This is a genomic window from Marinobacter sp. OP 3.4 (assembly GCF_036224885.1).
Classification (GTDB): Bacteria; Pseudomonadota; Gammaproteobacteria; order Pseudomonadales; family Oleiphilaceae; genus Marinobacter.
This window is the reverse complement of sequence record NZ_JAVVLT010000084.1, coordinates 20,023-46,428: the sequence shown is the minus strand read 5'-3', so window position 1 is coordinate 46,428 and position 26,406 is coordinate 20,023. Positions and strand designations below refer to the sequence as shown.

Sequence of the window (26,406 nt, the reverse complement as noted above, 5' to 3'; positions counted from 1 at the left end):
ACGCCGCCCCAGGAGGGCGACGTCACGACGAACTCGACTTTTACAGTTCTTGGGCGGTGGGCCGCAAGATAATCTCGTTAATATCGACATCGGCCGGTTGCTCGATGGCATAAACGATGGCCCGCGCCACGGCATCGGCATCAATCGCAACGCTGTACAGATCTTCTGCCGCTTTCTTGGCATTTGGATCGGTAATGGTGCTGGTGAGTTCGGTCGCTACGGCACCCGGTGAGATGTTGGTGCTGCGAATCTCATCACCGGCTTCCATCCGCAAGCCTTCCGAGAGGGCTTTGACTGCGAATTTCGTTGCGCAGTAAACAGCGGCACCGGGGAAGAGCTTGTGACCGGCGACAGAGGACAGGTTTATCACGTGGCCGCTGTGCTGTTCCCGCATGGTGGGCAACACCGCCGCAATGCCGTACATCACACCTTTGATGTTTACATCCACCATCTGGTCCCACTCGTCTACCTTGAGCGCATCCAGCGGTGCCAATGGCATCAAGCCGGCATTATTGACCAGCACATCGATCCTGCCAAAAGCTTCTTTTGCCGAGGCGGCCAGGGCTTCCACCTGTTTGCGGTCGGTTACATCGGTGACCTGCCAGATGACTTCGGCGCCCTTGGCACTCAGGTCCTCAGACAGGGCTTTCAGGCGGTCTTCTCGGCGTGCTGCTAGCACCAGTTTTGCGCCGCGGTCGGCCAGGCGGCGGGCCGTAGCTTCACCGAGGCCACTGCTGGCGCCGGTGATAATCACAACTTTGCTATTGATCAGATCGTTGGTGTTGCTCATGGTTTGTTTCCTTTTGGTGATAAAAGTTTTCTTCAGGCGCTGACTTCGAGTTCTTCCAGCGTTGGGTAATCGGTATAGCCGCGCTCATCGCCGCCATAAAATGTGCTGTCGTCCCACTTGTTCAACTCGGCGTGCTCGCGGAAACGCGCCGGCAGGTCGGGATTGGCAATAAACGGACGGCCAAAGGTGACCAGGTCACAACGGCCAGCGCTGATGCGCTTGCGCGCTTCCTCTGCGGTATAGGCACCGTTGGCAATATAAGTGCCCTTGAATCCGGCCTTGATAACGTCGATCACTTCTTCCGGGCGGCCATTGGCATGGTTGCCCTGGAAGGAATCTTCAACCACTTCCAGATAGGCAATGCCCAGATCATTGAGGCGACTGGCAAAAGCACCGAAGGTTTCCACTGGATCTTCGTCATACATGGCATTGAAGCTGCCGGTCGGGCTGATACGCACACCGACGTTTTCTTTACCCCAGACGTCGATGACCGCTTTCACCACCATCAGCGGCAGGCGCATGCGGTTTTCCACCGCACCGCCAAATTCGTCGGTGCGCTGATTGCTGCCGCTTTTGAGGAACTGGTCCAGCAGGTAGCCATTGGCAGCGTGTACCTGAACACCGTCGAACCCTGCGGACTTGGCGTTGATGGCGCCCTGACGAAACTGCTCTACGATAGCCGACATCTCACCTGCGTCCAGAGCTTTTGGTTCCGGCACATCCACCATTCCTGAATCGGCACTGATGAAGGTTTTCGCACCCTCAGGCTGGATGGCAGACGGAGCCACTGGCTTATTGCCATCTGGCTGCAGGGCGGTGTGGGAAATCCGGCCTACGTGCCATAGCTGAGCGTGTATGCGTCCACCGGCCATGTGCACGGCAGTTGTTACCTTCTTCCAGCCCACAACCTGTTCCGGGGAATGAATGCCTGGGGTAAACGCATAGCCTTTGCCCTGGGGCGATACCTGAGTGGCCTCGCTCAAAATCAGGCCCGCATCGGCGCGCTGCTGGTAGTACCGGGCATTCATCTCATTCGGGATATCGCCGGGCTGAGTGGAACGGGCCCGGGTGAGGGGCGACATCAGTACCCGGTTGGGAAGGGCAAGATCGCCCAGAAGATATGGCTGAAACAGTGGATCGTTTGGATTGCTCATTAAGTATCCTTCCTGAGGATGAAATGATTTTAATTAGACCAGTCTACTAGTCGAATGGCGAAAAAAAAGGAAGTGTCAGGCAATGCCAAGACACTGACGGAAAAAGACGGAAACAAAACGCTCCATCGGCTCGGTGCTCTTCAGGACTTTGGCTCTCAGGATGGCGCCCTCCCAGCCTGAAAGCAGAAAGCTGGCTACATCGGCGGGAACGATGGATTCATCCACTTCTCCAGCCAGTCTGGCTTCTTCAATGCAGCGCTCGAAACGCTTTTCCCAGCCTTGAAATACAGTATCCAGACGTTTGCGGAAAACTTCATCTTGGCCGGCCAGTTCCTGGCCAAGATTGCCAATGAGGCAACCGCGGGTGAACTCGCAACTGGTCATGGTTTCCTGGCCGGTGTCGAAGTAGGCGCGAAGACAATCAAGGCAGGAACGACTGGTGTCGTTGAAAATCCGATCCAACTTTGCGTCATATTCCTCGGCGAAGAAATCAATGATGGCGAGTCCGAAATCGTTTTTACTCTTGAAATAATGGTAGAACGACCCTTTGGGCACGCCGGCCGATGTTAGTACGCCGTTGATGCCTGTCGCGCCAAACCCTTTCTGGCCGATCAGGTCGGCGCCGGTCTGGATGATGTGGTAACGCGTGTCAGTGGATGTCATGGTTGCTATAATAGACCGGTCGTCTACAATGAGTCAAATTCGTATAACCCGAGACATGTTGTCCGGAATAGCCGAATTACCCCTGAACTGTATTGAAGGAGTCTGCCAGTGATCAAATCCCGTGCCGCCGTGGCATTCGCGCCTAACAAGCCGCTGGAAATCGTAGAAGTTGACGTTGAAGCGCCAAAAAAAGGCGAAGTCCTGGTTCGCATCGTTGCGACCGGTGTTTGCCACACCGATGCCTATACCTTGTCCGGCGCCGATTCGGAGGGCATTTTCCCAGCCATTCTGGGCCATGAGGGCGGCGGTATTGTCGAAGCGGTTGGCGAGGGCGTGACGTCTGTAGAAGTCGGTGATCATGTTATTCCGCTGTATACGGCCGAGTGTGGGCAGTGCAAGTTCTGCACGTCCGGGAAAACCAACCTCTGTGGCTCCGTGCGTGAGACCCAGGGTAAAGGTGTGATGCCCGACGGCACCTCCCGCTTCAGCTACAAGGGTGAGCCGGTATATCACTATATGGGCTGCTCCACCTTCTCCGAGTATACGGTGCTGCCGGAAGTCTCGCTGGCAAAAATTCCCAAGGAAGCGCCGCTGGAAAAAGTCTGCTTGCTGGGCTGTGGCGTCACCACCGGTATCGGTGCCGTGCTCAATACTGCCAAGGTGGAAGAAGGCGCCACTGTAGCCATCTTCGGCCTGGGCGGTATCGGCCTGGCGGCGATTATTGGCGCCAAAATGGCCAAGGCCAGCCGCATCATCGCCATTGACATCAACCCGGGTAAATTCGACATCGCCAAGGACCTGGGCGCCACCGATGTGGTCAACCCCAAGGATTACGACAAGCCGATCCAGGAAGTCATTGTGGAAATGACCGACGGCGGGGTGGATTATTCCTTCGAGTGCGTCGGCAACGTCCAGCTGATGCGCTCGGCCCTGGAGTGCTGTCACAAGGGCTGGGGCGAATCCATCATTATCGGGGTGGCCGGTGCCGGTGAGGAAATCAGCACCCGTCCGTTCCAGCTGGTCACGGGCCGAGTCTGGAAAGGCTCTGCGTTCGGCGGGGTGAAAGGCCGCACCGAGCTGCCGGGCTACGTGGAAAAGGCCAAGACCGGAGAGATTCCGCTGGATGTCTTTATCACTCATGACATGAAGCTTGAACAGATCAATGACGCCTTTGACCTGATGCACGAAGGCAAAAGCATCCGTTCGGTGATTCACTTCTGATGTTCCGCTTTCGCTTCCGTCTGCGTTACGGTGAATGCGACGCCCAGAGCGTCGTGTTCAACGCCCGGTATGCGACCCTAGCGGGCACCGGTCATAAGTTATCTGGTGCTAAGTTCCCGCAAAGAAACGAAGAAGATCCCTGGCGACGACCGGCCACTCCCGCTCCGCCTGAAATGTGTGACTCATCCCTTCGTAGGATTTGAAATGACCACCCTCGCGTTTGGATCAGGCTCCTCCAGTCGCAAACAAAAGTAAACATTTGAAACCGATTACACCTTTATCTTTTTCGCAACGGCGTCAGTCAATGCTTCCGCCAGAGCGCGCACGCGCCGAGACTGTGATCGCCCCGGAGGAAACATCATCTGAAGAGGGGTCGGCGGCGGGCTGTACCCCTGCAACAGAGGCACCAGCCTCCCGGATTCAATGTCGGGCCCAACTTCCAGTTCTGACTTGAGGGCAATGCCAAGGCCATCAAGCGCCCATCGTCGCACTAAAGAGCCATCATTAACTGTCTTATTGCCACGCACCGTCACACTCATTGGGCTTTTCTCGGTACCAAAGCGCCACACATTGTCAGGGATCGCTCCGAACCGCATGACCAAGCAGTTATGTCGAATCAGGTCGGCAGGCTCTTGCGGTGCGCCATGTGCAGCAATGTATGCAGGAGATGCGCAGACAATCCGGCGATGGTGTCCAAGGTTTCGGGCCCTCAAGGTGCTGTCTGTCAACGTGCCAAAGCGCAACGCAAGATCGAAACCTTGGCCAACGATGTCCACATATCCGTCGGACAGGTGCAATTCGACTGAGATCGCGGGATGCTCAGTTGTGAAGGTCGAGATCACATCCGAAACGAAACTGCGGCCCAGACCGATCGGTGCACTGATGCGGATCGGCCCCGACAGTGTCTCGGCCCCGTGGCGGATTCGAGTGTCGAGGTCATCGATCTCGGCCAGCACCTCTTTGGCACCACTAAGCAAGGTCCGGCCTTCTTCGGTCAGGCTTAGCGACCGTGTGGTGCGGTTGAAAAGAACAACGCCGTAATGTGCTTCCAGAGCGGCAAGCCGCTCGGAAACCGTGGTTGCAGAAAGGCCCACCTCACGGCCGGCAGCGACAAGACTGCCTTTCTCGGCGATGGTTAGAAAAAGGCGGATGTTATCAATCAACATTAAAAGGAAGTTCCGAATTATCTCTTGTGATCTTATCGATTTATCCGACCATGGCAAACAGTTAAATGACTCGGCCTCTGTCAGGAAATTCCGAAAACCGAAGGCGATCGGGTTACTGGAACAGGGTATCTCCGTAAAAAATAATGTCCGGATTTTCCGGATTATTATTTCGTGTTTCGATCGTTTATCCGGCAATGGAAGGCTTGTACATTTGGTCCATCGAAACCGTCGTCACAAACAGTGGCGTGCCGTGCATCCCAAGCCACTTCTGGAGAACGAAAATGAAAGCTATCGGCTATACCATTAATGGCGCAATTGACCGCGCCAACGCCTTGATCGACCTTGAGATCGAAAAACCCACCGCGACCGGCCATGACATCCTCGTCAAGGTCGAGGCCGTGTCGGTTAACCCGATCGACACGAAAATCCGCCAAAGCCGCGCTGCCGAGGGCGGTACGCCAGTGATCCTCGGTTGGGACGCCGTGGGCGAGGTTGTAGAAATTGGCGACAAGGTTAGCCAGTTCAAAACCGGCGACAAGGTCTGGTATGCGGGTGCGATCAACCGCCCCGGCACCAATGCCGAATACCACCTCGTTGATGCCCGCATCGTCGGCCACGCGCCGAAAAGCATCGAAACGTCCGCAGCTGCCGCCTTGCCCCTGACGACACTGACAGCCCAGGAGATGATCTTTGACCGCCTGAAGGTCACCGATTCCGTGCCGGGTGCCGCGAATGCCATCGTGATCATTGGCGGCGCGGGCGGCGTTGGCTCTATTGCGATACAGCTTCTGCGCGAGCAGACCGATCTGACCATCATTGCAACGGCCTCGCGCCCCGAAACGCAAGAATGGGTCAAGGAGCTGGGCGCGCATTATGTCGTGGACCATTCCAAATCCTTGTCGGAACAGATTGCAGCCCTGAACATCGGCGCGCCAGGGTTCGTATTTTCGACCAACTATTCCGAAACCTACGTGCCGCAGATCGTCGAATTCATTGCGCCTCAGGGTCGGTTTGGCCTGATTGACGATCCTGAAGTGTTTGACATCATGCCATTCAAAGCTAAGGCCGTGTCGATTCATTGGGAGCTGATGTTCACGCGTTCGCTGTTCACCACCGACGACATCGCGCGTCAGGGTGAAATCCTGGATGCCGTCGCTGCTTTGATCGACGCCGCGAAGATTCGTTCGACCGCGACCGAGAGTTTCGGGACGATCAATGCCGAAAACCTCAAGCGCGCCCATGCCCTGATTGAAAGCGGAAAAGCGAAGGGCAAGATCGTTTTAGAGGGTTTCTGAAAGGCAGGTGAGCAGGCTTGATCAGGTCATAAAATTACCTGTGAAAAGCTCAACGGATAACTTGCTGACCAAAGTGGTGAGAGATCAAGGCGCTTGGAGCGTTTGCGTTTTTGGGGTTGGCGGTGACTGCATTGATACTTGCCGCCACGGCAATGCAAAACAGGATGAGCGTATGGCACTGAACGATCTTCTCTGGCGGCGACCGCGCCATTACATGGATGTGGATGATGCACACGACCATGTTCACTGGGTCGAACTGTTCTTCGATCTGATCCATGTTGTCACGATCTTCATTCTGGGGAACTAACTTTCCCACCATCTGGACTGGCCGGGCTTCTGGATTTTCACCGGTCTGTTCCTGGCGATTTTCTACGCCTGGGCAGACAGTTCGGTCTACAACTCGCTGTATATCTCCACGGACATGCCGCATCGCGTGGCGATGGCACTGCAGATCGTGACGATGATGGTGATTGCGGCGGCGATTCCAGACGTGGGCGGTAAAGGCTGGGTGTATTTCGCGCTGGGCTACGCGCTGAATCGGGCACTGACGGCCTATTTGTATTGGCGTGCGCGTTGTGTCGACAGCGCGGGTAACGAGTTGGCGCAGGAGCAGGGGCGGAATTTCTTCGTATTGGCCGGGTTGTTCGCGGTGTCGGCTTTTCTACCAAAACCACATGCTTACTGGGTTTTCGGTGCCGGCGTGGTAGCCATTCAGCTGCAGTACATGCTGCCGCGCGTCGGTACTCTGCGTTTCGAGCGCTTCGTGCCGAGTCTTGGCCATATCTCGAAGCGTTTCGGCCTGCTGATGTTGATTCTGCTGGGAGAGGGCTTCTTCAAGCTGGTGCTAACGCTGGCGGATAAGGGCATCTATAAGGTTGGCGCGGGGACGCTTTTCAATGTGACCATGGGCGGTTTGTCTCTCTTCGCGCTGGCCTGGATCTATTTCGACAGCGTCGGCAATGCGAAGCCGAAGAGCCGCCATGTCGATGTACTGGTGGGATACTGGCTGGGACACATCGCGATCCTTTGGAGCGCGGTGGCGATTAGCGTCGCGCTAGCCGGTGAAGTTTATGTCGGTCTGCAGGAGCCTTATCCTGAAGGCTATGGTGCGCTCGGTTCGGTCGGCCTCGCCGTTTTTCTTGCGGCGCTCTGGACGCTGCAGCGGATGGTGGCCAATGACGATGCCAACTGCCACTACCACAGCACTGGTTTGAGGGTGTTCGGTATTTTCATGGCCTTGGTCCTATTGGCCGTTCACCCTTTCGTGCCGTCGATTTTCGGCAACGCTCTTTGGGGGCTGGCGCTGTTCTCACAGATTGTCGTGCCGATTTATCGAGCTGTTAGGTCGATAGGTACTGCTGATGGCCACTAGCTGGCTGTCAATAAATCGAGCGGTGTCATTTACTGAGCACTGTCCAAGCTCCGCTTCTCGGCTCGGGCTTGTAGTGAACAGTACTTATGAACGTTCGCTTTGCGACCCCTGGTCACATTCCGGGCTCTGAGAAAAAGCGCAGGCGTTACGCCCGAATCTGAATGCCCGCTTTGCGACCGTAGCAGCTAAACAAAAGCGGTAAGCGTCCGGCTATCACACCTTGTCAGGTATAGCCGGCTTCCAGTTGTGGGGCAACAGCTCGTCGATGGCGTTGTTCTTCTGCGTCGGCAGGCGGGTCAGCACATCCTTCAGGTAGGCATAGGGATCATGCCCATTCAGCTTCGCCGACTGGATCAGGGTCATCACCGCAGCCGCACGTTGACCACCGCGCAGTGATCCCGCGAACAGCCAGTTGGAACGGCCCAGCGCCCAGGGCCGGATCTGGTTTTCCACCCAGTTGTTGTCGATGGGCACAGCACCATCGTTCAGGTAGCGCGTCAGCGCTGCCCAGCGTTTGAGGCTGTAATCCAGTGCTTTGGCCGTGCCGGAGCCATCCGGCACTTTCTGACGGTGGGCCAGCATCCACTGATGCAGCGCATCAGCAATGGGTCTGGCTTTCGCCTTGCGGATCTCCTGCCGTTTATCCGGTGGCAGTTCTTTGGTTTCCCGCTCGATTTCGTAAAGCGTACCGATGTACTCCAGGGCTTTTGCGGCCAATTCGCTCTTGTTGGCTTCGTGCAGGTCATAGAACTTCCGCCGGGCGTGGGCCATGCAGCCGATCTCAGTGATGCCGTTGCCGAACCCGGCCTTGTAGCCGGCGTAGTCGTCACAGACCAGCTTGCCCTGCCAGTCACCCAGGAAGGTGCGGGCGTGTTCGCCCGCCCGGCTTGGGGCGAAGTCATAAACGGTAGCTTTCAGGTCCGAGAACGGCGTGGTGCAGTAGGCCCAGACGTAGGCTTTGTGGGTTTTCTTCTTGCCCGGGGCCAGCATGCTGACCGGGGTTTCGTCTGCGTGCAGAACTCCGTGTTCCAGCAAGGCGCTTCTCAACGCATCCACCAGAGGTTGCAACTGCACACCGCAGGCACCGACCCATTCGGCCAGAGTTGAGCGCGGGATTTCGAGGCCGGCACGGCCGAAGATGCGTTCCTGACGATACAGCGGCAGATGGTCGGCGTATTTGGCCACCAGCACCTGGGCCAGCAGACCGGCGGTGGGGATGCCCTTGTCGATCACCTGCGGTGGCACCGGTGCCTGGATCAGGGTTTCGCATTTGTCGCAGGCCCACTTGCCGCGGATGTGCCGCTCCACCGTGAACTCGCCCGGGACGTAGTCCAGCTTCTCGCTGATGTCTTCGCCAATACGTTTGAGCTGGCAACCGCACTGGCAGTGGGTGTTGTCCGGTTCGTGATGGATCAGGGTGCGGGGTAGTTCTGGTGGCAGCGGGGTGCGCTTAGGCTTCTGCTTTGGCCGGGCCGCTTTCTGCTCCTCGGTCATCGCATGATCCAACTCGGCTTCGATGGCGGCCAGGTCGCTGTCGATCAGTTCGTCCAGCAGCTTCCCCTGAACCGCATCCAGTTGCTCACTGCGCCGGGCATACTTGTGACGCTTGAGGATAGCGACTTCGTGGGTCAGCTTCTCGATGATCGCATTGCTGCGCACCAACTCTCGCTCCTTCCGGCCCAGGACTTGATCTTTGGCGTCCAGAGAGTCCATCAGTTCCGTCGCCAGGGCACGGAGCTGATCGGCAGAGAGTTGGTTGATATCGGGGCGCTGAGTCATGCCGCCTAGTATGCCAAGTCCCTGTGCGGCAAGCGATTCGCGATTATTGCTATGGTCAATTAGTTCAGCTTGTGGTTACAGAATCGAGATCACGCCGTCGGCCCCAATACGCTGCCATGGCAAGCCCTGAACCAGGGCGGACAACTGTTCCTCACTCAGGCGCAGTTGGTCACCGCGCCAGGCTTCGCCCCAATGGAATTTGCCCCGGTTCAGCCGGCGGGCACACAGCCAGATGCCAAGACCATCGTGGATCAGAACCTTCATCCGGTTGCCCCGTTTGTTGGCGAACAGGTAGGCGCAATGGGGTCTGGCTGAACCGAACACCTGAACAACCCGGGCCAGAGCCTTGTCCGGTCCTGCCCGCATATCCAGCGGTTCGGTGGCCAGCCAAATCTCGTCAATGCGGATCATCCCAACAGATCCCGCAGCAAAGCGGCGCACTGGTGGGCCTGCTCCGCCGGCCACTCCACCACAACTGAACCACTGGCACGGGGAATCTCGATACGGATAGGGCTACGCTTGTCTGAGACTGATGGGTTGCCCGGTGCAGAGGTTGCCGCAGGCAGATTAACCGGGACAAAGCCAGGCGTTGTCGAAGGTGTTTTACCTGCTCGTCGAGCCTCACTGATCCAGCGCCGGACCATGTTGGCGTTGAGGCCGTTATCCAGTGAGATCCGGGAAACGGATGCGCCGGGTTCCAGGCATTGGGCAATGATCTGGGCTTTGAATTCTCGGGAAAAGCGGCGACGACGCTGGTAGGGTTTGGTTACGCTTAAGTCGTTCATGTTAAGTGTCCACTAGAAAATAAGTGGACACTATCCTGACGGCGGCAGCGACTGGCTCAAGATGGGATTACCGGACGCTTACCAAAAGCGAACATTAAAGATAGACGAATACGCAACAATCATTGGTATCGCTGGAGGAAGTTTTGCTCTCGTCAATCAGAACGTATATTCAAAAGCGGCTCCAGACCTTGAACTTTCCTGCATGGTTCTTGAGATCTCAGCGAAAACCTTTAAATGAATTGCGGATGCCGTCGACAATGTTTGTTGTCGCCTCGACTACTCCATGGATCTCGGCTTCAGCAGTCAATGCCAATTCTTCAGTAGATCTCTGATTGCGCTGGGCCGGGGTTCGAACCTCATCGGCAATGACGGAAAAGCCTCGGCGCTGCTCGCCAGCGCGGAGTGCTTCGATGGAGGCATTAAGGACAAGAAGGTTTGTCTGCTCGGCTATGATCGGACTCCACCCCATTCAATGACACTCGGTGGAAAGTGCAACGACGTTTATAGCTCCATCATAAGACACATCGTTTGTCCTCAAGGAACCACTTAACGCGTCTGGATAATACACCTCTGAAACTTTGATGGCCCAACGCGCTACTTCAAGAGTTCGAACGAGGCTCTCGCGGGTCTGATTAAAACGCGGCAGGGATTCCGGCACGAGCTGCTAGCGATTTCTTGCTTGCTGGCCAACCGTCGCAACATAAAGTCCTTAACCGTTACTCAATGCAGAACGTGTGTCCCAGACCCGCAGAAAGTCTCGATCAAAAACTCGGCCCTGATGTCCAGGCTGAACCAGCCCCAGAAGTTGCTGTTTAGCGCTCCAGAACCAGTGCAACCACGATGCCGGCCAGTAAATCGCCTCGGATGTTGGAAAGCCAGTCGGCTTTGAGTTTGTTAACCATAGTTGAGTTTCCAGTGCACTCGTCAAAACAGGAAGGGTGTCAGCGGGTTCTCTTTATCAACGAAAAGGCAGGTTACGAACACAACTTGCGGTGACAACGAGAGTAAAACGCGGGAAAACGGGTCGGAATTGCCCACCGACAGCGGGCGCGGAGCTTATCAAACTACAGGTTAAAAGGTAAGGCGCACGAGACAATAGCAGCGGATTAAACACCACTAATCTACATATTCGATTTATATCTCCTTTTTTATTCATTTTACAGATAACAATTTAAGGCATAACGTAATTCCATTAGATAATAAAGGAAAGCGTTATGTACAAAGGTCTTGGGTTATGTGTTCTATTCACCATCGGTGGTTTTTTGCTCACCGCGCTGACAGGCGACCGCGTCAGCCCGCTGGTGTTTGCTCTGGTGCTGGGGGTCATCGTCGGGAATCTTCCCATGCCATGGAAAAGCCAATCCGTTGAGGCCGGACTGAAATTTTCGACCCGCTGGCTGTTGCGCACAGGCATTGTGCTGTTCGGATTTTCCGTCACCATGCAGCAGGTCTTTGCGTTGGGGCCGCGCATTGTGGTTCTGGATCTGTTGGTCATTGTCACTGTTTTGTTTGTTGGCTACCAACTGGGCACCCGCTGGTTCAAGCTGGACCCGGAGACTGCCCTGCTGACCAGTGCGGGAAGCGCCATATGCGGGGCGGCGGCCATTCTGGCAACGGAAGCCACGATTCGGGCGCGGCCTGCCACTACGTCCATGGCAGTGGCAACGGTTGTATTGTTCGGTAGCCTGGCCATGGTGGTGGAGCCCGTGTTGTTTTCGATGATCGGCTGGGATCAGGGCCTGTATGGCATTTACATCGGTGCCACCGTGCACGAGGTCGCTCAAGTGGTTGCGGCCGGCAATGCAATTGGCCCAGAGGCGCTGGCGAACGCGGTTGTCGTCAAGCTGGTACGCGTGATGCTGTTGGTACCGTTCCTGCTGCTGGTGGGCAGATGGTGGCTCAATCGCCACGCAACCAGACAGGATGGCACCCAATCCGTCGGTAAACTGACCGTTCCCTGGTTCGCGTTCGGTTTTGTGGCGGTGGCGCTGTTTAACAGCGTTGTCACGCTGCCGGAAGCCTTGCACGAAAGCCTGACGCTGACGGGCCAGATCGCACTTACCATGGCTATGGCAGCGCTGGGTTATGAAACGCGCATGTCGAAGCTTCGCGCCCTGGGGATCAAGCCTTTTGCTCTGGCACTGATGTTGTTTGTACTGCTGATCGGTGGCGGGCTTGCGGTGACTCCGATGATTGCACTGGCCTGAAATGCTGGACGCAATCGCCCGGGGTGGGTATTACGACGCTCTGTTAAAAAATCGCTCAAGCCGGGTTGTCAGAAACTGAATGGTGTGGCCGCTGTGTCGCCAGAAATGCCAATACAGCGGAACACTCAGGGCCTGATTTTCTGCAATCATGCCGTAACCCACTCCGGCCAGTGCAAACTGGACAAATCCCTGCGAGGACGGGCACAGGTGATAGCGAAAACCGCCGTGATACCCAAAGCTGTCCATGAACCGATGCTGTAACTGGTCGTTTGGGCCGTAAACGATGGCGGGTGCGCGGCTCAGCGAGTCCAGGCTGATACCGTCTGCGAAGAAGTGGTCCCGAAACTCCGGCGAAGGCCCACGTCCTGATCCTCAATCACCAGATCCATCAGCACATCTTCCTGACTGAACCTAATGCAAATGATTCAACAGTTTCTGGCCCGTCGGGGTTGGCCGTTGTAGCCTTTTTCAATGTGATTCGTGGCAGCCTGGTGGCTTTTTTGCAGGTGCCAGCACTGCGTCCGTGATTTGGTTCGGTGCCATGATGGCTGCCATCGCACTGCATCTTGCCCGTAACGGTCTGCAGGGGCCCATGATCTGAACAGGTTCCAAACCTACGTCGGGAATAAATTCCGGCCCGGCAACGCCCTTGGCCCCTGAGTTCTTATCCGACCGGCTCGATCTTGGCATCGCGTTGCCACAGCATGGAGGCGGTCGGCTTTCATTCAGCGTTCGGGGCTTTCAGCATGCATCCAACCATCGGCCAATACGTTCTATCCTTCATCGCTGTTGCCGGAACGGCAATCGGTATCAGCTTGCCTGCCAATGCGGCTGAATCCACCCGCTTCGAGCGCGGGGCCAAGGTTTACAGCCAGCAGTGTGCGGCCTGCCATCAGGCACAGGGCCAGGGCATACCGGGCTCGTTTCCGCCCCAGAAAAACCACACCGCTGAACTGTACAACGCCACCGACGGCATTGGTGGCCGCCAGTATCTTGGCCACGTGCTGCAATACGGTTTGACGGGGTCCATCGAAGTGGGGGGCACGGCGTACAACGGCAACATGCCCGCCTGGGGCGGTGCCCTCACGAACCAGCAGATCGCGGATGTGCTGAACTACGTGTTGACAGCCTTTGGTAACGAGCAGCGTCTTGCGGGAGAGTTTCAGCCCTACACCGCTGAGGAGATCAAGGCGATTGCGGGCCAGAACCTGTCCGGCAAGGACGTGTACCAGTTGCGACAGGCGGTGCTGGGTCAGTCAGTAGCGCCATCCCGGGAAGGTCCAACCGCCCGGTCGGCCCCAGAGCTGAGCCTGGAGAACGCCATCCGCGATCCGCTTTATGTGGCCGTCCAGAACAGCGGTATTGTAAGAGCCTTACCGTCAAAACAGGCCTGGCCTGGCGTGGCAGGGGCGCACTACGATGCTCTGAGCCCGGATGGCTCTCGCCTGATGGTGTCTGGTTTTAAAACCGGTAATGTCTATGTTCTGGATACGGCCAATGGCGACGTCATGGCCAGTGTGGCGATTGGCGAGGTGGCCCAGGGCGTCAAGATCTCACCGGATGGCCGCTATGGCCTTGCGGTTGCGCCGACCCAGGGCGACGTTGCAGTGATCGACATGAACACCCTCGAACTGGTGAAGAAAATTCCGGTGGGCAAGGTACCCCACAATCTCATCTACAGCGCCGACGGCAAATTTGCCTACGTCACTTTGCAGGGCGAAGGCGCTCTGGCAGTCGTGAACATGCAAACCCTGGAAAAACAGCATCAGATTCCGACGCCGGGGCTTGAGACGCCTCACAACGTTGACATCAGCGCCAACGGCCAACGGCTGTGGCTGCGCGACTTTACGGGCAACGTGGGCGTGATGGACCTGGCCAGTGAAACCATGCTGAAAACCTTCAAGGTGGGCAGTGGGCATGGCGGCATCGACGTGGTGCCCGGCGGGAAATACATCGCGACCGGGGCGATTTCCGCGTCCGCCGTGACCCTGATCGACCCCGAAAGCCTGGAAATTGTCAAGAACGTCGATGTGGGCGTCGGCCCCCATGGCGTTCGCGCCAGCCGTGACGGCCGGTTCATATACGCCTCTGTCACGGCGGATAACCAGATTGCCGTGATTGACAGCCAATCCTTGAAGGTCGTTCGCCGGCAACCCGTGGACGGCAAGTTCCCGTTCTGGATTGCGGTTCCCGGCAACCCGTAAAAAAATGTGGCGACAGGGAATAAACTGAACACAGGCGACGTCTTTGGTTAACAAGTCCACCGATTCCAAACGGGCACACAAAATGCGCAGCACCGGAAGCAAGCAGCAGTTTGACACCCTAGTACGCCCCTGGCGTTACCGGCTGTACGGTGTTGCGCAACGCCAGTCCGCCTCGACTGAAATAGCGGAAGACTATACTCAGGAAACCCTGCTTCGGGCCTGGCGGGATTTTGGCCAGTTGGACGACCAGGTAGCAATCTATGCCTGGCTGCTCAGAATTCTCAACCGTGTGGTTGCCGATGGCTACCGCCGGGACAATCGGCGGCGGCAACTGGCCCCGGTACTCACAACCGAAGACGCCGTGCTGAGCGAACACCCCTGCGCCGCTCCCGGCCCGTTCGAGCAGGCACTGAAACATCAGACCGATGCGCAGGTGATGGCCGCCGTTCGCGACCTGCCGGACAACTTCCGGCAGGTGGTTCTGTTGAGGGACTTTGAAGATCTGAGCTATCAGGACATTGCGCAGATTCTGGACCTGGCGCCAGGCACGGTGATGAGCCGCCTGTCACGAGGCCGTCGCCTGCTGGCCGAGCGATTGATCAAGGTGGCATCCGACAATCCGGCTGCCAGTGACAACACGCACACAAGGGTGACCCCCCATGAGTGATAAGCCCTCTATCACCCCCTCTTCGGAATCCCATCAGTGGTCTGACCTGCACCACCAGATTCAGGACTGGCTGGCGGGCTATGCCGATGGCGAGCTGGATGAGCATCACATCACTCTGGTTGAAGCTCACCTTGCTGGCTGTGAGGCCTGCCGACACGATGCCGAACGCCAGCGGATGCTTTCTGAACGACTACAAGAGATACCCGCGCCCAGATTGTCCCCCGCATTTGCCAAGCGCCTCGACGATACCCTTGCCAGCGTCCAGACCAGCGACAGGCGCCCGGTCGGTCAGAAGCCTCTGGAAGGCCTGAAACACTGGTTGACCCGCCTGAGCCCATCGGCTGTCATCGGAGGCGGCGGCTGGGCGGTGGCCATGGTGCTGGCGGCGATGCTTCTGGTACCCAGCCTGACGCCCGAAGATCCCAATCAGATGGCGGTGGCCAGTCAGATTCCCATGGTCAACGACGTGCTGGCCGATTATCAGCGGGTGGTGGGCAACGATCTGCGCACGCCGTCTGACGACGCCGACCTGTCGCCGCCCATGCAGTGGGCCAATGGCCGCGTTCTGGCCCGTTGGACAACCAGAGTAGGTGGCGAGCCCGCCGAGGCCTACGCCGTGCGGCTGGGCAACAGCCTGATCGTTCAGTACCAAATATCGGAGCGCGTGTTTTTCCGGAATCCGGACGTGCGACAGGCCGTGGCCCGTGCCGGTGATTTTCGAACCCGTGACAACGAGCTGGAAGTTATTGGGTTGCCGATGCGGGCATCGGGCTTACTGGTTGTGGCGCCATCGGGCAATGTGCCACCCATCGACAAGTCAGCGATGAGTGCTTCCTGAACCGACCTCGGTGGTTATTTTCTAATCAATCCCTACACTTAACTCATGCATTCGCAATCAGCCCAACAACAAAACCGGAACCAGTCCGGAGTGATCAACAATGAGGGAAATACCATGTCGATCAATGATTCGCCCGCCATTGCCTCCCAGTCTCCGGCAGAGTCAATCCAAATGAGCCGTCGGCGCCTTTTATTGGGCTCCGCCGGTGCCATGGCGTCCGTCAGTCTGCTGGGGCTCAGCCCGCTGGCCAAAGCCGCAGAGCCCAAAACGCTGCCGGACTACGTTCGCTGGAAAAACGCCAATGACGTCATCGTTCACAGTGCCAACACCATCGAAACCGAACGGGGAGCGATTGGCAGTGGTGTGGTCACTGACAGTGACAAATTGTACGTGCGCAACAATCTGCCAGCCCCGAATGCCGATATCGTTGCTGACCGCGATGCCTGGAAAGTGACTTTTGAAGGCGTGAATGGCCCCCAGTCCCTGACCCTTGGCGACCTTAAAAAAATCGGCGTGGAAACTGTGACCACGGTGCTTCAGTGTTCAGGAAACGGGCGGGCCTACTATCAGCACGGGCCGGGGGGCACCCAGTGGGGCACAGGTGCGGCCGGTTGCCTGATCTGGACCGGTGTGCCATTACGGGAGGTTGTCGCAAAACTGGGCGGCGTGAAACCCGGGATGAATTACATCACCAGCACGGGCGGCGAGAGCCTGCCTGCCGGGCTGGACCCGAAAACCATTATGGTGGAACGGTCCATTCCCCTGAAGGCTCTGGATCAGGCCCTGCTGGCCTGGGACATGAATGATGAGCCCATGCCCCTGGCCCACGGCGGCCCTTTGCGCATGGTTGTGCCCGGCTATTTCGGGGTCAACAACGTGAAATACGTGGATCGGGTGGCGTTCACCGAGGGCCAGTCGGACGCCAAGATTCAGGCCTCCGGCTATCGCATTCGTCCCATTGGCGAGAAAGGAGCACCCGATCAGCCGTCCATGTGGGAGATGCCGGTCAAATCCTGGGTTACCGCCCCCCTGACCACCGCCAGCCAGGGCAAAAACCTGGTGTACGGCGTTGCCTTCGGCGGCATGAATGCTGTCAGCAAGGTGGAGGTGTCAGCCGACGGTGGCGAAACCTGGAAGACCGCCCGCTTCCTTGGGCCCGACATGGGGCGTTATGCCTGGCGGCCGTTTGTGGTGTCGATGGATCTGAGCGCCGGCGATCACCGGATTGTCAGCCGCGCAACCGACACCGAGGGCAATACCCAGCCGCCCACACGCACGGAAAACGAGCGCGGATACGGCAACACCAGTTGGAAAGACCATGGCGTGACCGTCACCGTTTCATAAATGCATGAACCTTGTGGCGGTTCGCCCGCCGGGCCGCCCGTTTCTTTGACCGAACCAGGATTTTCCATGTCACTACGTACACTGTTATTCGCTGTACTTGTCTCTGCGTCTGCCACCGTGATGGCGGATGAACAACTCGAACTGGGCAAGAAGGTGTTCACCGAGCAGGCTCAACCCTCCTGCACCATCTGTCACGCACTGAACGATGCAGGATCGGTTGGCGAAATTGGCCCCAATCTGGACGAGCTCAAACCCTCTGCGGAGCAGGTCCGCAATGCGGTAAAGAGTGGCGTGGGGATCATGCCAGCGTTCGGTGATTCGCTGTCGGAGCAACAGATCGAGGCCGTTGCTCACTACGTTGAATCCGTAACCGGGAAATAAACGCAGGAGGGACCGCCGTGCCGGTCCCGGAGTTCACCCAACCCTGCTGAGTTGCCTAGACCTTGTGCACCTCGTAATAGCGCATCATGCCATTGTCCTCGTGCTCCATATTGTGACAATGGTAAGGATAGAGTCCCGGGAAGTCGGTGAAGGTCAGCGCAATCCGGACCCTCTCTCCGGGCAGCACCAGCACGGTGTCGTGCAGCCCTGAATCCACGATGCCGGCCGCCAACTGCCCGGCAGCTAGTGCATCGGCGTAGCGTCGGCTTAGCACCCTGAACTGCAATCCACGGACATGCATGGGATTCGGTATCATGGTGTTGTTGAAGAACTCACAAACCTCGCTTTCGCCCAACAAAACAACTTCGCCATCGGCCACCGTCGCACCTTCAAACTGACGACCTTTGATGGTAAAGCCTTGCATCAATTTCATGCCAAGCCGGAACAATCGGGGGGGCTGTGATCGTGTCCGGGCGTGGCAGGTCGGCCAGTTCATTGCTCAGCCGTTCAGGGTGTGTGGATATTTACCCCATGTCAAAGCCTAAGTTTGGGATTTGACATTTCCTTGATAAATCCTTCAACAAACCTTGACCCACCATCCAGTCTGGACTTCCCCCACTAAACACGACAACCCCGAGCCTCAAACGGAGGCAAATTGGGCGGCATTGAAGGCCATTCCGAATGTTCGCTTTGCGACCGAGCCGAGCTTCCCAAGCTCTTAGACGCATGCGGACCCCCGCACGTTCATGATCCCTGAGAATGTCTGGCGCTATGGTGGTGCCATTGACCACACTAAAGGGCGGCAAAATTCAAATCGACTTCGTGACTAGAACAGAGATTTAACCCCCTTCCTTTTGTGGATTGTCCGTTGGAAAATGGTACAACAATGCCCAATCGGAGCGACTTGTATGACAACAGGAAAAGCCCACAGTCTGAGTGATCTCGTGGCCCAGTGTAGCCCGGACGCCCCGACTCCAGATACGCTCCGAGAATGGGAGCGGATAGAGCCAGTTGGATTGGAACTGGGCATCACGCGGCACACAATCGACGTTGTTCATCAGGCGATACGAATCTGGGAGTCGTCGGAACGAGCATTGGATTGGCTCCAGCGGCCCATTCAAGCGCTTGAGGATGAAAGGCCCTGCGATCTGTTGGGTACCCCTGAGGGGTGTAGCCGGATAGCGTCGGTCCTCCAGAAAATTGAACATGGTGAATTCAGCTGATCCTGCAGATTAATACTCACTTTTTCATGTTCATCGTGCTCGCCTGTGAGAATGCTACTGCTACCCAGGAATGTTGGCTAAACCAAACCGAGCACTAAGGCATTGGATTGACCGAAATGTGAATGGATCCTTATGTTGAGGCGTTTACATGACCAATCAAATCCTCTCTGAGGTTGCAGTTAGCATCTCAGAGCTTAAAAAAAATCCTATGGCGGCAGTAGATTCTGGGAAGGGCTCTCCAATCGCTGTTTTGAATCGGAATAAAACCGCTTTTTACTGCGTTCCTGCTGCAGTTTACGAGGCCATGCTCGACAGGCTGGATGATCAGGAGTTGATTGCCGTTGTTAACGAGCGCATTGCAGAACCAAGTATTCGAGTGGATCTTAATGAGTCGGCACTGTAACTCGCCGATATCTGGTGATTCCTCCGGCAACCCGGAGTTGACCATAAAACAGCCAATATCCGGCATAAATACCGCCCATTTTCATAGGGCCGAAGAAGCTCGGCGAGGTTCTCTCCATGCGACTGGCACCCTTCTTTTGTGGTCAGTACAGAAACTGAACATCGGAGCTTTTAACTCAGATATTCAAGGCGGGTCAATTTTATTGGGATAAAAGCAGAATCACTCCGTGAGTCCCTGGGCCGGATAACACAAGACATTTTTCTGCTGTCGAGACAGAGCTGATCTGATGCCCACGTAAGAGCTTAGGTAATGACTCCATGCTCCAACCGGCCAATTAACGTTCGGACCTTTTCTATGCCTTTCGGTGTGCTCATGAGTCCCTGAGGAGGTCGATTGCCAAGCCCTCGCTGAGCCGTTCTCATCCATTTCATGGCAGCCAGTTCATCGCCTTCAAATAGGGCTTTAGCCTCTTTTATGGCGAGCTCACGCAGTTCTTCTGTAGTCTTTGTTTCAGTCATTGGTCCGGCACTCCGTTAGCTCAGTTTGTCAGAAACACCATCCCAGCATTCCACACTTTTCGATCGATGCAAGGCATCTCCAAGCTTTGATTACAGGTTTGTAATTTTTGGTCAAATTACATTTTTACGGAAATTAGCCAAGAAAAGGTTCGCCTACAGGTCGTCACAATGACTCTCATCACTTTTGAGGAGAGCAGTATGGCTGACCACACCTATGCACTGAAAACGATCTCGCCTAAGGATGTTGAGGAATCCCCTTTATTGAGGGCTACCCACTTTCTTGAACAATTCGCAGCGCTACCCTTTCGGGCAAGCGCTCTGGATGAGTTGCCTGAGCCAGCAATCTTGGACTACCTGCACCGCCATCCGATAGTGGTCGAAGAGAGGAAGAAAAAGAAGAAAAAGAACGAAAGGGAGAAGGAGAGCAAAACCGAGAGCGACCTTATTTACATTGTAACGGGAAATCTGCGATCTGCGGTCTTGATCTCTTGTTTGAACCCTGAGACCCAAATTCCTGTTTTGGTTGAAAGTCCTCCAATCCCCACCGACATTTTGCTCACTGAAGTGATCGAGCGAGAGCTTTTGAATTTGTCCCTGATGGCAATGCAAACAGGGGGCTATGCCAAAGCTATCTCTTCTTTATTTGTCTTCATGAAGAGGTATGGCTCTGCTAGTTCGATCTTCCCTACAAAGAGTCGCTTATCCCAGATCTCTGGCGTGAATCGCAGAGAGATTTGAGCCAGGAACCTCCGATTATTTATCAAAAGTTAGGGAGTAAATGATGTCCCCGAGTGTTGCGCTTGAGCGGCTTATTCAGCCACCTGAAACCCGCGCCCAAATCCAGACTGTCGCCACAGCTTTTTTGCCGATTGCGGATCGAATGTCGTCGATTCTTGAGAAAAAGAGTCATCTTAATATGGATGAGCTGCGCAGGGTATTGCCGGAAATTATTGAGGTTTGTCGGGATATTATCGATGGTTTCTATGTTGACGAATTTTGGCATCCGACCTCTGACGAAAGGCCAAAAATCACTCCGTATCCTGTCTATGCCGCATTGCTGAAAATAGGAGAGCAAGGCTTTCTAAACAGCGAGCAAATGTCGATTCTGGCCCAGGTGTTTTTCTCAATCTGGGTCGGGGTTCCCGAGGCGCCAGATGGAAAAGTTCCGCTCTCGAACCTGCAAAAGGTTTTTCTGGAGTTCCGGCGAGCTCATCTTTGGATGGATGGACTTGAGAGCGTTGATACCTCGGAGCCCGAAAATTGCTATACCACGCTTGACCAATTGGAACAGCGACTTAGGGAGCGTGGTGACCTGCGAGCGGGGCATTTGTCGCCTATCCGTCGACTACTAGGACTGTCGTTGCAAAAAGAATCCCTCATTGAGCGGAGTGTGCGAACTGAGACTGAAAACCCGGCTGATACAGATGAGTATGAGAATGGGGCCGACAGCGACTTTGAGATGGAGCGAATTCCGATCGATGTTGAAGCAAGTGATGAAAGCGATTCCGCTGCGTTGATTGAGTGCTGCTCTTTCTCTATTAGGAGTGTTGGAGACCAGGACAAACTATTCCAAACAGCAGAGCGCAATGCACTCCCATCAGATGACCTTGTTCACCGGCCCATGGTTGTAACAAGCCAAGGATCCTCAACGCATCGCAACTCTTGGGCTGGAAAAAATGGGGTTGCTAGAGATCGCGCAAAATCCGATCAGCTTCGACGTTCTAATCAAACGCTGACAAATCGTTGGGAGCGGCCGACGGAGTACGAACTCTATGTTTACTGGAACGCGGTAACTGAGCCTGTTGATGCGGATCTCTCAGCTGCATTGGCACTCCTTTTGGTTCTTTTAACTGGGCGAGAGCTAGATTTGGTTCTGGAGACGCAACTGAAATCCCGGCTGGATGATTTGCCGGAACGTGGAGAAAACGGGCGAATATACATTTGCTATGAGTCTTCAGCTTGGCAAAGCGCCGCCCCGCAACCGGTACGGAAGACGCAGCTTGACGTAGAACTTCGGCACCAATTGGTTCAGACCGTGCGTTCGGTGCGGATGCCCGTTGTAGTTCCTCTCTGGAACCTGTTGGAACGTCATGTTGGATCTGATCCTCGTGACTGGCGTGGCGCGCTTTTCAAGAGCAACGAAAAAAAGAATATTGCGGCACGAGTGGATGCCTTGTTTGCTCGAATTAGGACGCAAGCGGACACCAGGCTGACTTTAAAAAGAATTCGACGAGCGTTGTTTTACCGTTTGTCTGACGGTGCCGGTGACATGGTTGAGGCGGTTCTCATTGCCGGTGAACACAAGGATGTGAGTCGACATGCCGGAATCCACTATTACTGTGCCTATGAATCAGATCTGCAAGAAAGTTACTTGCAGGCTATTTCACAGCTAGTGCCCGAATCTCGTAACACGTTGCATCCGGTAGCATTGGTGCAATCTGATCGGCGTATCGGTTCCCCTTATTGTCCTACACCTGACGCGCTGAGGCAGCTGGCGACGGATTTGAAAACGCATTTCCAGGTAACTTTGCGTCAGCCAATCGGGAAATCGACGCTTGCCGATATTCATAATGCATATACGTTATACACGGTCCTTCTTCTTTGCTTGTGCACTGGGTACCGAAGCGTTCAGGCGCCCCTATCTCGGATTACAGATGTAGATCTCAATCGCAGGTATGCGGTGATCGCGGACAAGGAAAGCGACCATTGGAGCCACTCGCGTATTGTACCTTTGACCGAAAATATCTTGAGTCACTGGGAGTATTATTTGCGCCACCGGCGCCATGTGGTGCGAATGGTCGAAGCGTATCTGGGCGAGCCTACCCCGGAGCATACCTTCTTTTTTCTCTCAACACCGACTCAGAGAATTGCGAAGCCGACCGCCGTAACGCCTGATGGGATTGAGGGCCACCTTTCACCATTCTCACGTTTACCGCTAAATGTTGGGCGTCATCTCCTGCGTAGTGAGCTGATACATCGCAAAGTCCCCGTTGCATTAGTGGATGCCTTGATGGGGCACTGGGTGGCGGGTCGAGAGCCCATGGGGAGATTCTCTACGCTGTCGCCGATTGAGTACAAGAGAGTTCTGGTGCCAGTGCTAGAGGAGATTCAAACGGAACTCGGTTGGACGCCGCTGAGAGGTTTGGGCTGATGGGTGATACAAGAGCCAAAAATAAAACGCTGCACGGCGATGAGCGGCGCGAGCACGAGCGGGCAAAGGTCGTAAAGCGCGAACGTGATGCTGTGGATCACATTCTTGCCCAGTCTTTTCCAGGGTTGGTTACAGGTGCTTTGCCTAATCCAATCGATGAGGGAATGATCGCGCGTATTTTCGATACTGTCTGCGCTGATGTGACAGGACATGCACTGCGCATCCGTCACAATCACTTGGTGAGGCGTCTCGATGAGATCGCCAAGAAGCATAGCCTCGAAATCCCAAACCGAGATTTTATGACAGTCGTTCGAATGGATACGCCACCGATGACGCCGCGGTCCTTTGAGCATAAATCGGCTTATCAGGAGATTGAGGTAGATTTCTGGAACAGCTTGGACAGTAGGGATTTGGCTGGGAACGAACGCCTGATGCATGATGCTGGCCGATTGATATATTCCATGATTTGGTTTGGCGGGCTATGCGCCCAGAAGCGGCTCAATGCCATCTGCGAAGTCATTTGCCACGGTTTGCAAACTGCAAAAAAACAACTTGGGGCAAGGAAGTTCTATTGGGTGGAATGTGATGAAGGGGCGGCATGCACCCGTTGGTTTCCTGACCCAGTCACGCTGTGTCTCCTGCATCGCTTTAATCGTGAGCATGGTTTGAAAGCGTTTCCGAGCGCTCCACCTGATTTTCTATTGGCAACGTTTGTTAAACGGATCACATCCACAAAGAATGTTGTCTCCGAGGACAAACACGATAGGTTTCTCCGTAATTTGATGGATGCGGCTTCGACAGTAGCATCGCTCGACATCATGGGAATTGCCGGTTTCGTACAAAACGCTACCGGCGTCTCCGCGTCTATGCATCCCGACGCCTGGATTAGATTGATTACCGGCCAAATTCCAACAATCCGGCACAGCAAATCGCCCAAACCCACCTCGGAGTTGATTAAGAGGGAATCACCTTGCCCGCTTTATGGATTAAAAGGCGAAAATGCCAACGAGGCAATGGAAGCAATCGCTCAAGCGTTGGCGCTCGACAAGGGGGTGAAGCGGCTTTCCAAAAAAAGTCTGAGCTACAAGGCTCTCATGAAAATTGCCAGTGCGAATTCCTTTTCACCCATCGTTAGGGTTTTGGCCTCGTGGTGCGCTTGTTTAAGATTTTCCGTGACAGACAGTTCTCTACAACGGTACCTGTCAGAGTTTGCTGAACCACTTGTCGCAGAGTTGATTGATGAAGAGGACCTCAATGATCTGGACGAAGATGATTGGGAAGGGCTGTACGCGCAGCTGCTACAGGCCAGCTCATCAATCCAACAGCGAGCCTACCGCTCTGGCGTTCTCAGACGATTTCATCGTGACCTGGTCACACAGTACGGTTTGCCAGACACGTACATTGAGGGAGTGAGCAGTAACGGTCAGGTGGATGCTGAGATATTAACGCCCGCAGAATATATGAGGGCTATGTCTATACTCGATGATGAGCCAGACCGACGGCTAGCTGAAGCAAGACAGATTGCACTCATATTCGGCTATCGGTGCGGTATGCGGCGAGGGGAAATCCGGCGATTGCTGCTTCGGGATTTGCAGGGATTGTATGAGCCCGCCTTGGCATATCCGACTTTAATTGTGCGGGGGAATAGGTTTGGCTCCACCAAGACGGCCAACGCCAACCGGGTGTTGCCACTATGGGCTCTTCTAACTCACGCTGAATTGGATTTGGTCCGGCGTTGGTATCGCCGGCGGGTCTTGGAGCAAACATCGAAGAAACCTAACCAATTGCTCCTGTGTGAGTTGCATCAGCCAAATTTTTTGATGCCGCCTAAGGCATTGATCGAACCAGTTCAGGATGCGATGCGAATCGCCTCGGGAACGCCGGGGCTGAGCTTCCATAATCTGCGACATTCCTGTGCCACGTTTAACGCTGTGCGATTGATGGAATCCTATCCAGGAGAGCTTTTCCCCGTTGAATGGGCCTGCAGTGATGACGATGAGATCGTCATGCCTCACTGGGGAAAGAACTGGTATGCGGTTTTGTGTGGGGAAGAGCAGTATGTGCCTGCTATCGATAAGCTTCAGTACCTAAGTTTTTTGATGGGCCACGCGACTCCGGGGCAAACCACCCGAGTATACACACATCTTCTGGACGTCACGGTTGGCCTGATGCGTTGGGCAGTACCGATGAGTCCTTTTTCAAACGATCGTCAGGCGGAGCTCCTGGGTTTTACCCGGGATAATTTTGATCAGCTGCGTAAACGTCGAGGTCTTAAAAAGGGTTCTACTCTTCCTCAACTGGCCCTGGTGTTGGGCCATTTTAAAAATCGGGGGGAGGTAGCCGTAGACAAGTCATTCGCTGAATATCAGCCGTTGGTCTCATCAGCAGTAGGGCTCAAGCCTGAGACACAGGATATGCCGGAATCGGCCTTGTTGGTTTATCGTGCGCTTGATCACATGGCTCAGCTCGTAAAGAACGGTGCAAAACTGGAAAATGCGATTGCTGGGACCGCAGACGTGTTTGATTTGTCCGAGTCTTGTTTGGCTCGGTGCCATAGGCGTGGCGAGTGGTTGATGGACCAATATGCACGGCATTTCAAAGAGGACCACCCGGGTCAACGCAACGCATTTACGTTGGGCAAGAGACCGAATGTCCACAGCATTGCTCACCGAGTTGGAGTGGGTGGAGTGGACAATCCTGTCCAGCGCACGTGTCCGGCGCCACCCAAACCAACTGCATCGTATCCGGCCGTCGAGAAGATGTATGAAAACCTGGTCGAACTTGCTCGCTCGGATGCTAAACGCTTTGTCGCGCTTGTAGAGAACGTTGTCAATGCGGTGCAGAGGAGCCACACGCAGTTGAAATTTTCTTCGACCGAGAAAAAAGTTTTATATCTCCAGTTTCTGAAGGTTATAGGTTTTCAGAAACTTGCGTGGGTAGATGTGCGTGCGCCCGAAAACGGTCCTGATAGACAGCAAATGAAGACATATTGGAGTAAGGAGCTGTCTCTGCCCGAATCTCGTGTTCGGGTGCGTTGGGATGATCCTGCAGGCCCAAGAAATGCAATGGGTGTCGCTCAAATAGTGGTCGATCAGCCCACTAAAGGTTTTGGTGGGCGCTCTCTGCAGCATGGCATGACAGCTATTCGATTTGTGGCATTTATCGCGCTGATTGGATTCGCTGGACGAGTGTATGTTGATGATAAAATCCAGAAGGAGAGGGCCATCCGTGGCCGCTGAATATAG

The 26,406-nt window shown here is 55.3% G+C and carries 25 protein-coding genes; 14 read left to right on the top strand and 11 right to left on the bottom strand.

Going from position 1 to position 26,406, the window contains the following annotated elements; all coding sequences use genetic code 11:
- Positions 1 to 40: 40 nt before the first annotated feature.
- From RO069_RS14115 to RO069_RS14105, 3 genes are all read right to left on the bottom strand, one after another.
- Positions 41 to 790: an SDR family oxidoreductase gene (locus RO069_RS14115; protein ID WP_022992095.1), complete on the bottom strand. Its 750-nt coding sequence runs from the start codon at positions 788 to 790 to the stop codon at positions 41 to 43.
- A gap of 32 nt (positions 791 to 822) precedes the next feature.
- Positions 823 to 1,944 carry an alkene reductase gene (locus RO069_RS14110; RefSeq protein ID WP_022992096.1) on the bottom strand — a complete coding sequence of 374 codons (1,122 nt, stop codon included), beginning with the start codon at positions 1,942 to 1,944 and terminating at the stop codon, positions 823 to 825.
- Between the two features lie 75 nt (positions 1,945 to 2,019).
- Complete coding sequence (locus tag RO069_RS14105) at positions 2,020 to 2,607, bottom strand: TetR/AcrR family transcriptional regulator (protein ID WP_022992097.1); 588 nt, start codon at positions 2,605 to 2,607, stop codon at positions 2,020 to 2,022.
- Between the two features lie 108 nt (positions 2,608 to 2,715).
- On the opposite strand from RO069_RS14105, the gene RO069_RS14100 reads away from it, so the two are divergent.
- Entirely contained in the window at positions 2,716 to 3,828 is a 1,113-nt protein-coding gene (locus tag RO069_RS14100) for an S-(hydroxymethyl)glutathione dehydrogenase/class III alcohol dehydrogenase (protein WP_022992098.1), read from the top strand.
- 269 nt (positions 3,829 to 4,097) lie between these two features.
- On the opposite strand, the gene RO069_RS14095 is transcribed toward RO069_RS14100, so the two are convergent.
- Complete coding sequence (locus tag RO069_RS14095; RefSeq protein WP_036211062.1) at positions 4,098 to 4,994, bottom strand: LysR family transcriptional regulator; 897 nt, start codon at positions 4,992 to 4,994, stop codon at positions 4,098 to 4,100.
- A gap of 281 nt (positions 4,995 to 5,275) precedes the next feature.
- Between RO069_RS14095 and RO069_RS14090 the strand changes: the two genes are divergently transcribed.
- Positions 5,276 to 6,289, top strand: coding sequence for a zinc-binding alcohol dehydrogenase family protein (locus tag RO069_RS14090; protein WP_022992100.1), 1,014 nt, complete (start codon positions 5,276 to 5,278; stop codon positions 6,287 to 6,289).
- 49 nt (positions 6,290 to 6,338) lie between these two features.
- Here RO069_RS14090 and RO069_RS14085 read toward each other — a convergent pair whose 3' ends face one another.
- Complete coding sequence (locus RO069_RS14085; protein ID WP_164732071.1) at positions 6,339 to 6,566, bottom strand: hypothetical protein; 228 nt, start codon at positions 6,564 to 6,566, stop codon at positions 6,339 to 6,341.
- Positions 6,567 to 6,608: 42 nt separating this feature from the next.
- On the opposite strand from RO069_RS14085, the gene RO069_RS14080 reads away from it, so the two are divergent.
- Positions 6,609 to 7,661, top strand: coding sequence for a low temperature requirement protein A (locus tag RO069_RS14080; protein ID WP_227544344.1), 1,053 nt, complete (start codon positions 6,609 to 6,611; stop codon positions 7,659 to 7,661).
- A 213-nt stretch (positions 7,662 to 7,874) separates the two neighbouring features.
- On the opposite strand, the gene tnpC is transcribed toward RO069_RS14080, so the two are convergent.
- The 4 genes from tnpC to RO069_RS14060 all read right to left on the bottom strand — a co-directional run bounded on the left by tnpC (position 7,875) and on the right by RO069_RS14060 (position 10,694).
- Positions 7,875 to 9,440 (bottom strand): IS66 family transposase, encoded by a 1,566-nt coding sequence (gene tnpC / locus RO069_RS14075; RefSeq protein WP_328188374.1) that lies wholly within the window; start codon positions 9,438 to 9,440, stop codon positions 7,875 to 7,877.
- Positions 9,441 to 9,515: 75 nt separating this feature from the next.
- Entirely contained in the window at positions 9,516 to 9,851 is a 336-nt protein-coding gene (gene tnpB, locus RO069_RS14070) for an IS66 family insertion sequence element accessory protein TnpB (protein ID WP_328188372.1), read from the bottom strand.
- Complete coding sequence (tnpA, locus tag RO069_RS14065; RefSeq protein ID WP_328188371.1) at positions 9,848 to 10,225, bottom strand: IS66-like element accessory protein TnpA; 378 nt, start codon at positions 10,223 to 10,225, stop codon at positions 9,848 to 9,850. The genes tnpB and tnpA overlap by 4 nt, the downstream gene beginning before the upstream one ends.
- A gap of 217 nt (positions 10,226 to 10,442) precedes the next feature.
- Entirely contained in the window at positions 10,443 to 10,694 is a 252-nt protein-coding gene (locus RO069_RS14060; protein ID WP_069184683.1) for a methyl-accepting chemotaxis protein, read from the bottom strand.
- 745 nt (positions 10,695 to 11,439) lie between these two features.
- Between RO069_RS14060 and RO069_RS14055 the strand changes: the two genes are divergently transcribed.
- From RO069_RS14055 to sorU, 6 genes are all read left to right on the top strand, one after another.
- Positions 11,440 to 12,432, top strand: coding sequence for a YeiH family protein (locus tag RO069_RS14055; protein ID WP_069184684.1), 993 nt, complete (start codon positions 11,440 to 11,442; stop codon positions 12,430 to 12,432).
- A gap of 746 nt (positions 12,433 to 13,178) precedes the next feature.
- Positions 13,179 to 14,636, top strand: coding sequence for a cytochrome D1 domain-containing protein (locus RO069_RS14050; protein WP_248185497.1), 1,458 nt, complete (start codon positions 13,179 to 13,181; stop codon positions 14,634 to 14,636).
- An 82-nt stretch (positions 14,637 to 14,718) separates the two neighbouring features.
- Positions 14,719 to 15,303 (top strand): RNA polymerase sigma factor, encoded by a 585-nt coding sequence (locus tag RO069_RS14045; protein ID WP_141697240.1) that lies wholly within the window; start codon positions 14,719 to 14,721, stop codon positions 15,301 to 15,303.
- Positions 15,296 to 16,141, top strand: a complete 846-nt coding sequence (locus RO069_RS14040) for an anti-sigma factor family protein (RefSeq protein ID WP_069184688.1) — start codon at positions 15,296 to 15,298, stop codon at positions 16,139 to 16,141. The genes RO069_RS14045 and RO069_RS14040 overlap by 8 nt, the downstream gene beginning before the upstream one ends.
- Positions 16,142 to 16,312: 171 nt before the next feature.
- Positions 16,313 to 17,485, top strand: coding sequence for a SorT family sulfite dehydrogenase catalytic subunit (gene sorT / locus RO069_RS14035; RefSeq protein WP_069184825.1), 1,173 nt, complete (start codon positions 16,313 to 16,315; stop codon positions 17,483 to 17,485).
- 66 nt (positions 17,486 to 17,551) lie between these two features.
- Positions 17,552 to 17,866, top strand: coding sequence for a SorU family sulfite dehydrogenase c-type cytochrome subunit (gene sorU, locus RO069_RS14030; protein WP_069184689.1), 315 nt, complete (start codon positions 17,552 to 17,554; stop codon positions 17,864 to 17,866).
- Between the two features lie 55 nt (positions 17,867 to 17,921).
- On the opposite strand, the gene RO069_RS14025 is transcribed toward sorU, so the two are convergent.
- Positions 17,922 to 18,299 (bottom strand): multicopper oxidase domain-containing protein, encoded by a 378-nt coding sequence (locus tag RO069_RS14025; protein WP_069184690.1) that lies wholly within the window; start codon positions 18,297 to 18,299, stop codon positions 17,922 to 17,924.
- Positions 18,300 to 18,741: 442 nt separating this feature from the next.
- Here RO069_RS14025 and RO069_RS22140 point away from each other — a divergent pair, with 442 nt between their 5' ends.
- Positions 18,742 to 19,089 carry an antitoxin Xre/MbcA/ParS toxin-binding domain-containing protein gene (locus tag RO069_RS22140; protein WP_442915374.1) on the top strand — a complete coding sequence of 116 codons (348 nt, stop codon included), beginning with the start codon at positions 18,742 to 18,744 and terminating at the stop codon, positions 19,087 to 19,089.
- A 148-nt stretch (positions 19,090 to 19,237) separates the two neighbouring features.
- Positions 19,238 to 19,492, top strand: a complete 255-nt coding sequence (locus tag RO069_RS14020) for a type II toxin-antitoxin system Phd/YefM family antitoxin (RefSeq protein ID WP_328188369.1) — start codon at positions 19,238 to 19,240, stop codon at positions 19,490 to 19,492.
- Positions 19,493 to 19,794: 302 nt separating this feature from the next.
- Here RO069_RS14020 and RO069_RS14015 read toward each other — a convergent pair whose 3' ends face one another.
- Positions 19,795 to 20,010 (bottom strand): MbcA/ParS/Xre antitoxin family protein, encoded by a 216-nt coding sequence (locus RO069_RS14015; RefSeq protein WP_328188367.1) that lies wholly within the window; start codon positions 20,008 to 20,010, stop codon positions 19,795 to 19,797.
- A 198-nt stretch (positions 20,011 to 20,208) separates the two neighbouring features.
- On the opposite strand from RO069_RS14015, the gene RO069_RS14010 reads away from it, so the two are divergent.
- Genes RO069_RS14010 through RO069_RS14000 form a run of 3 tightly spaced genes read left to right on the top strand, consistent with a single transcriptional unit; the run spans position 20,209 to position 26,400 of the window.
- Positions 20,209 to 20,748: a hypothetical protein gene (locus tag RO069_RS14010; RefSeq protein WP_328188366.1), complete on the top strand. Its 540-nt coding sequence runs from the start codon at positions 20,209 to 20,211 to the stop codon at positions 20,746 to 20,748.
- 43 nt (positions 20,749 to 20,791) lie between these two features.
- On the top strand, positions 20,792 to 23,161 hold the full coding sequence (locus tag RO069_RS14005) for a hypothetical protein (RefSeq protein WP_328188364.1): 2,370 nt from the start codon (positions 20,792 to 20,794) through the stop codon (positions 23,159 to 23,161).
- Positions 23,161 to 26,400 carry a site-specific integrase gene (locus tag RO069_RS14000; RefSeq protein WP_328188363.1) on the top strand — a complete coding sequence of 1,080 codons (3,240 nt, stop codon included), beginning with the start codon at positions 23,161 to 23,163 and terminating at the stop codon, positions 26,398 to 26,400. The genes RO069_RS14005 and RO069_RS14000 overlap by 1 nt, the downstream gene beginning before the upstream one ends.
- Positions 26,401 to 26,406 lie beyond the last annotated feature (6 nt).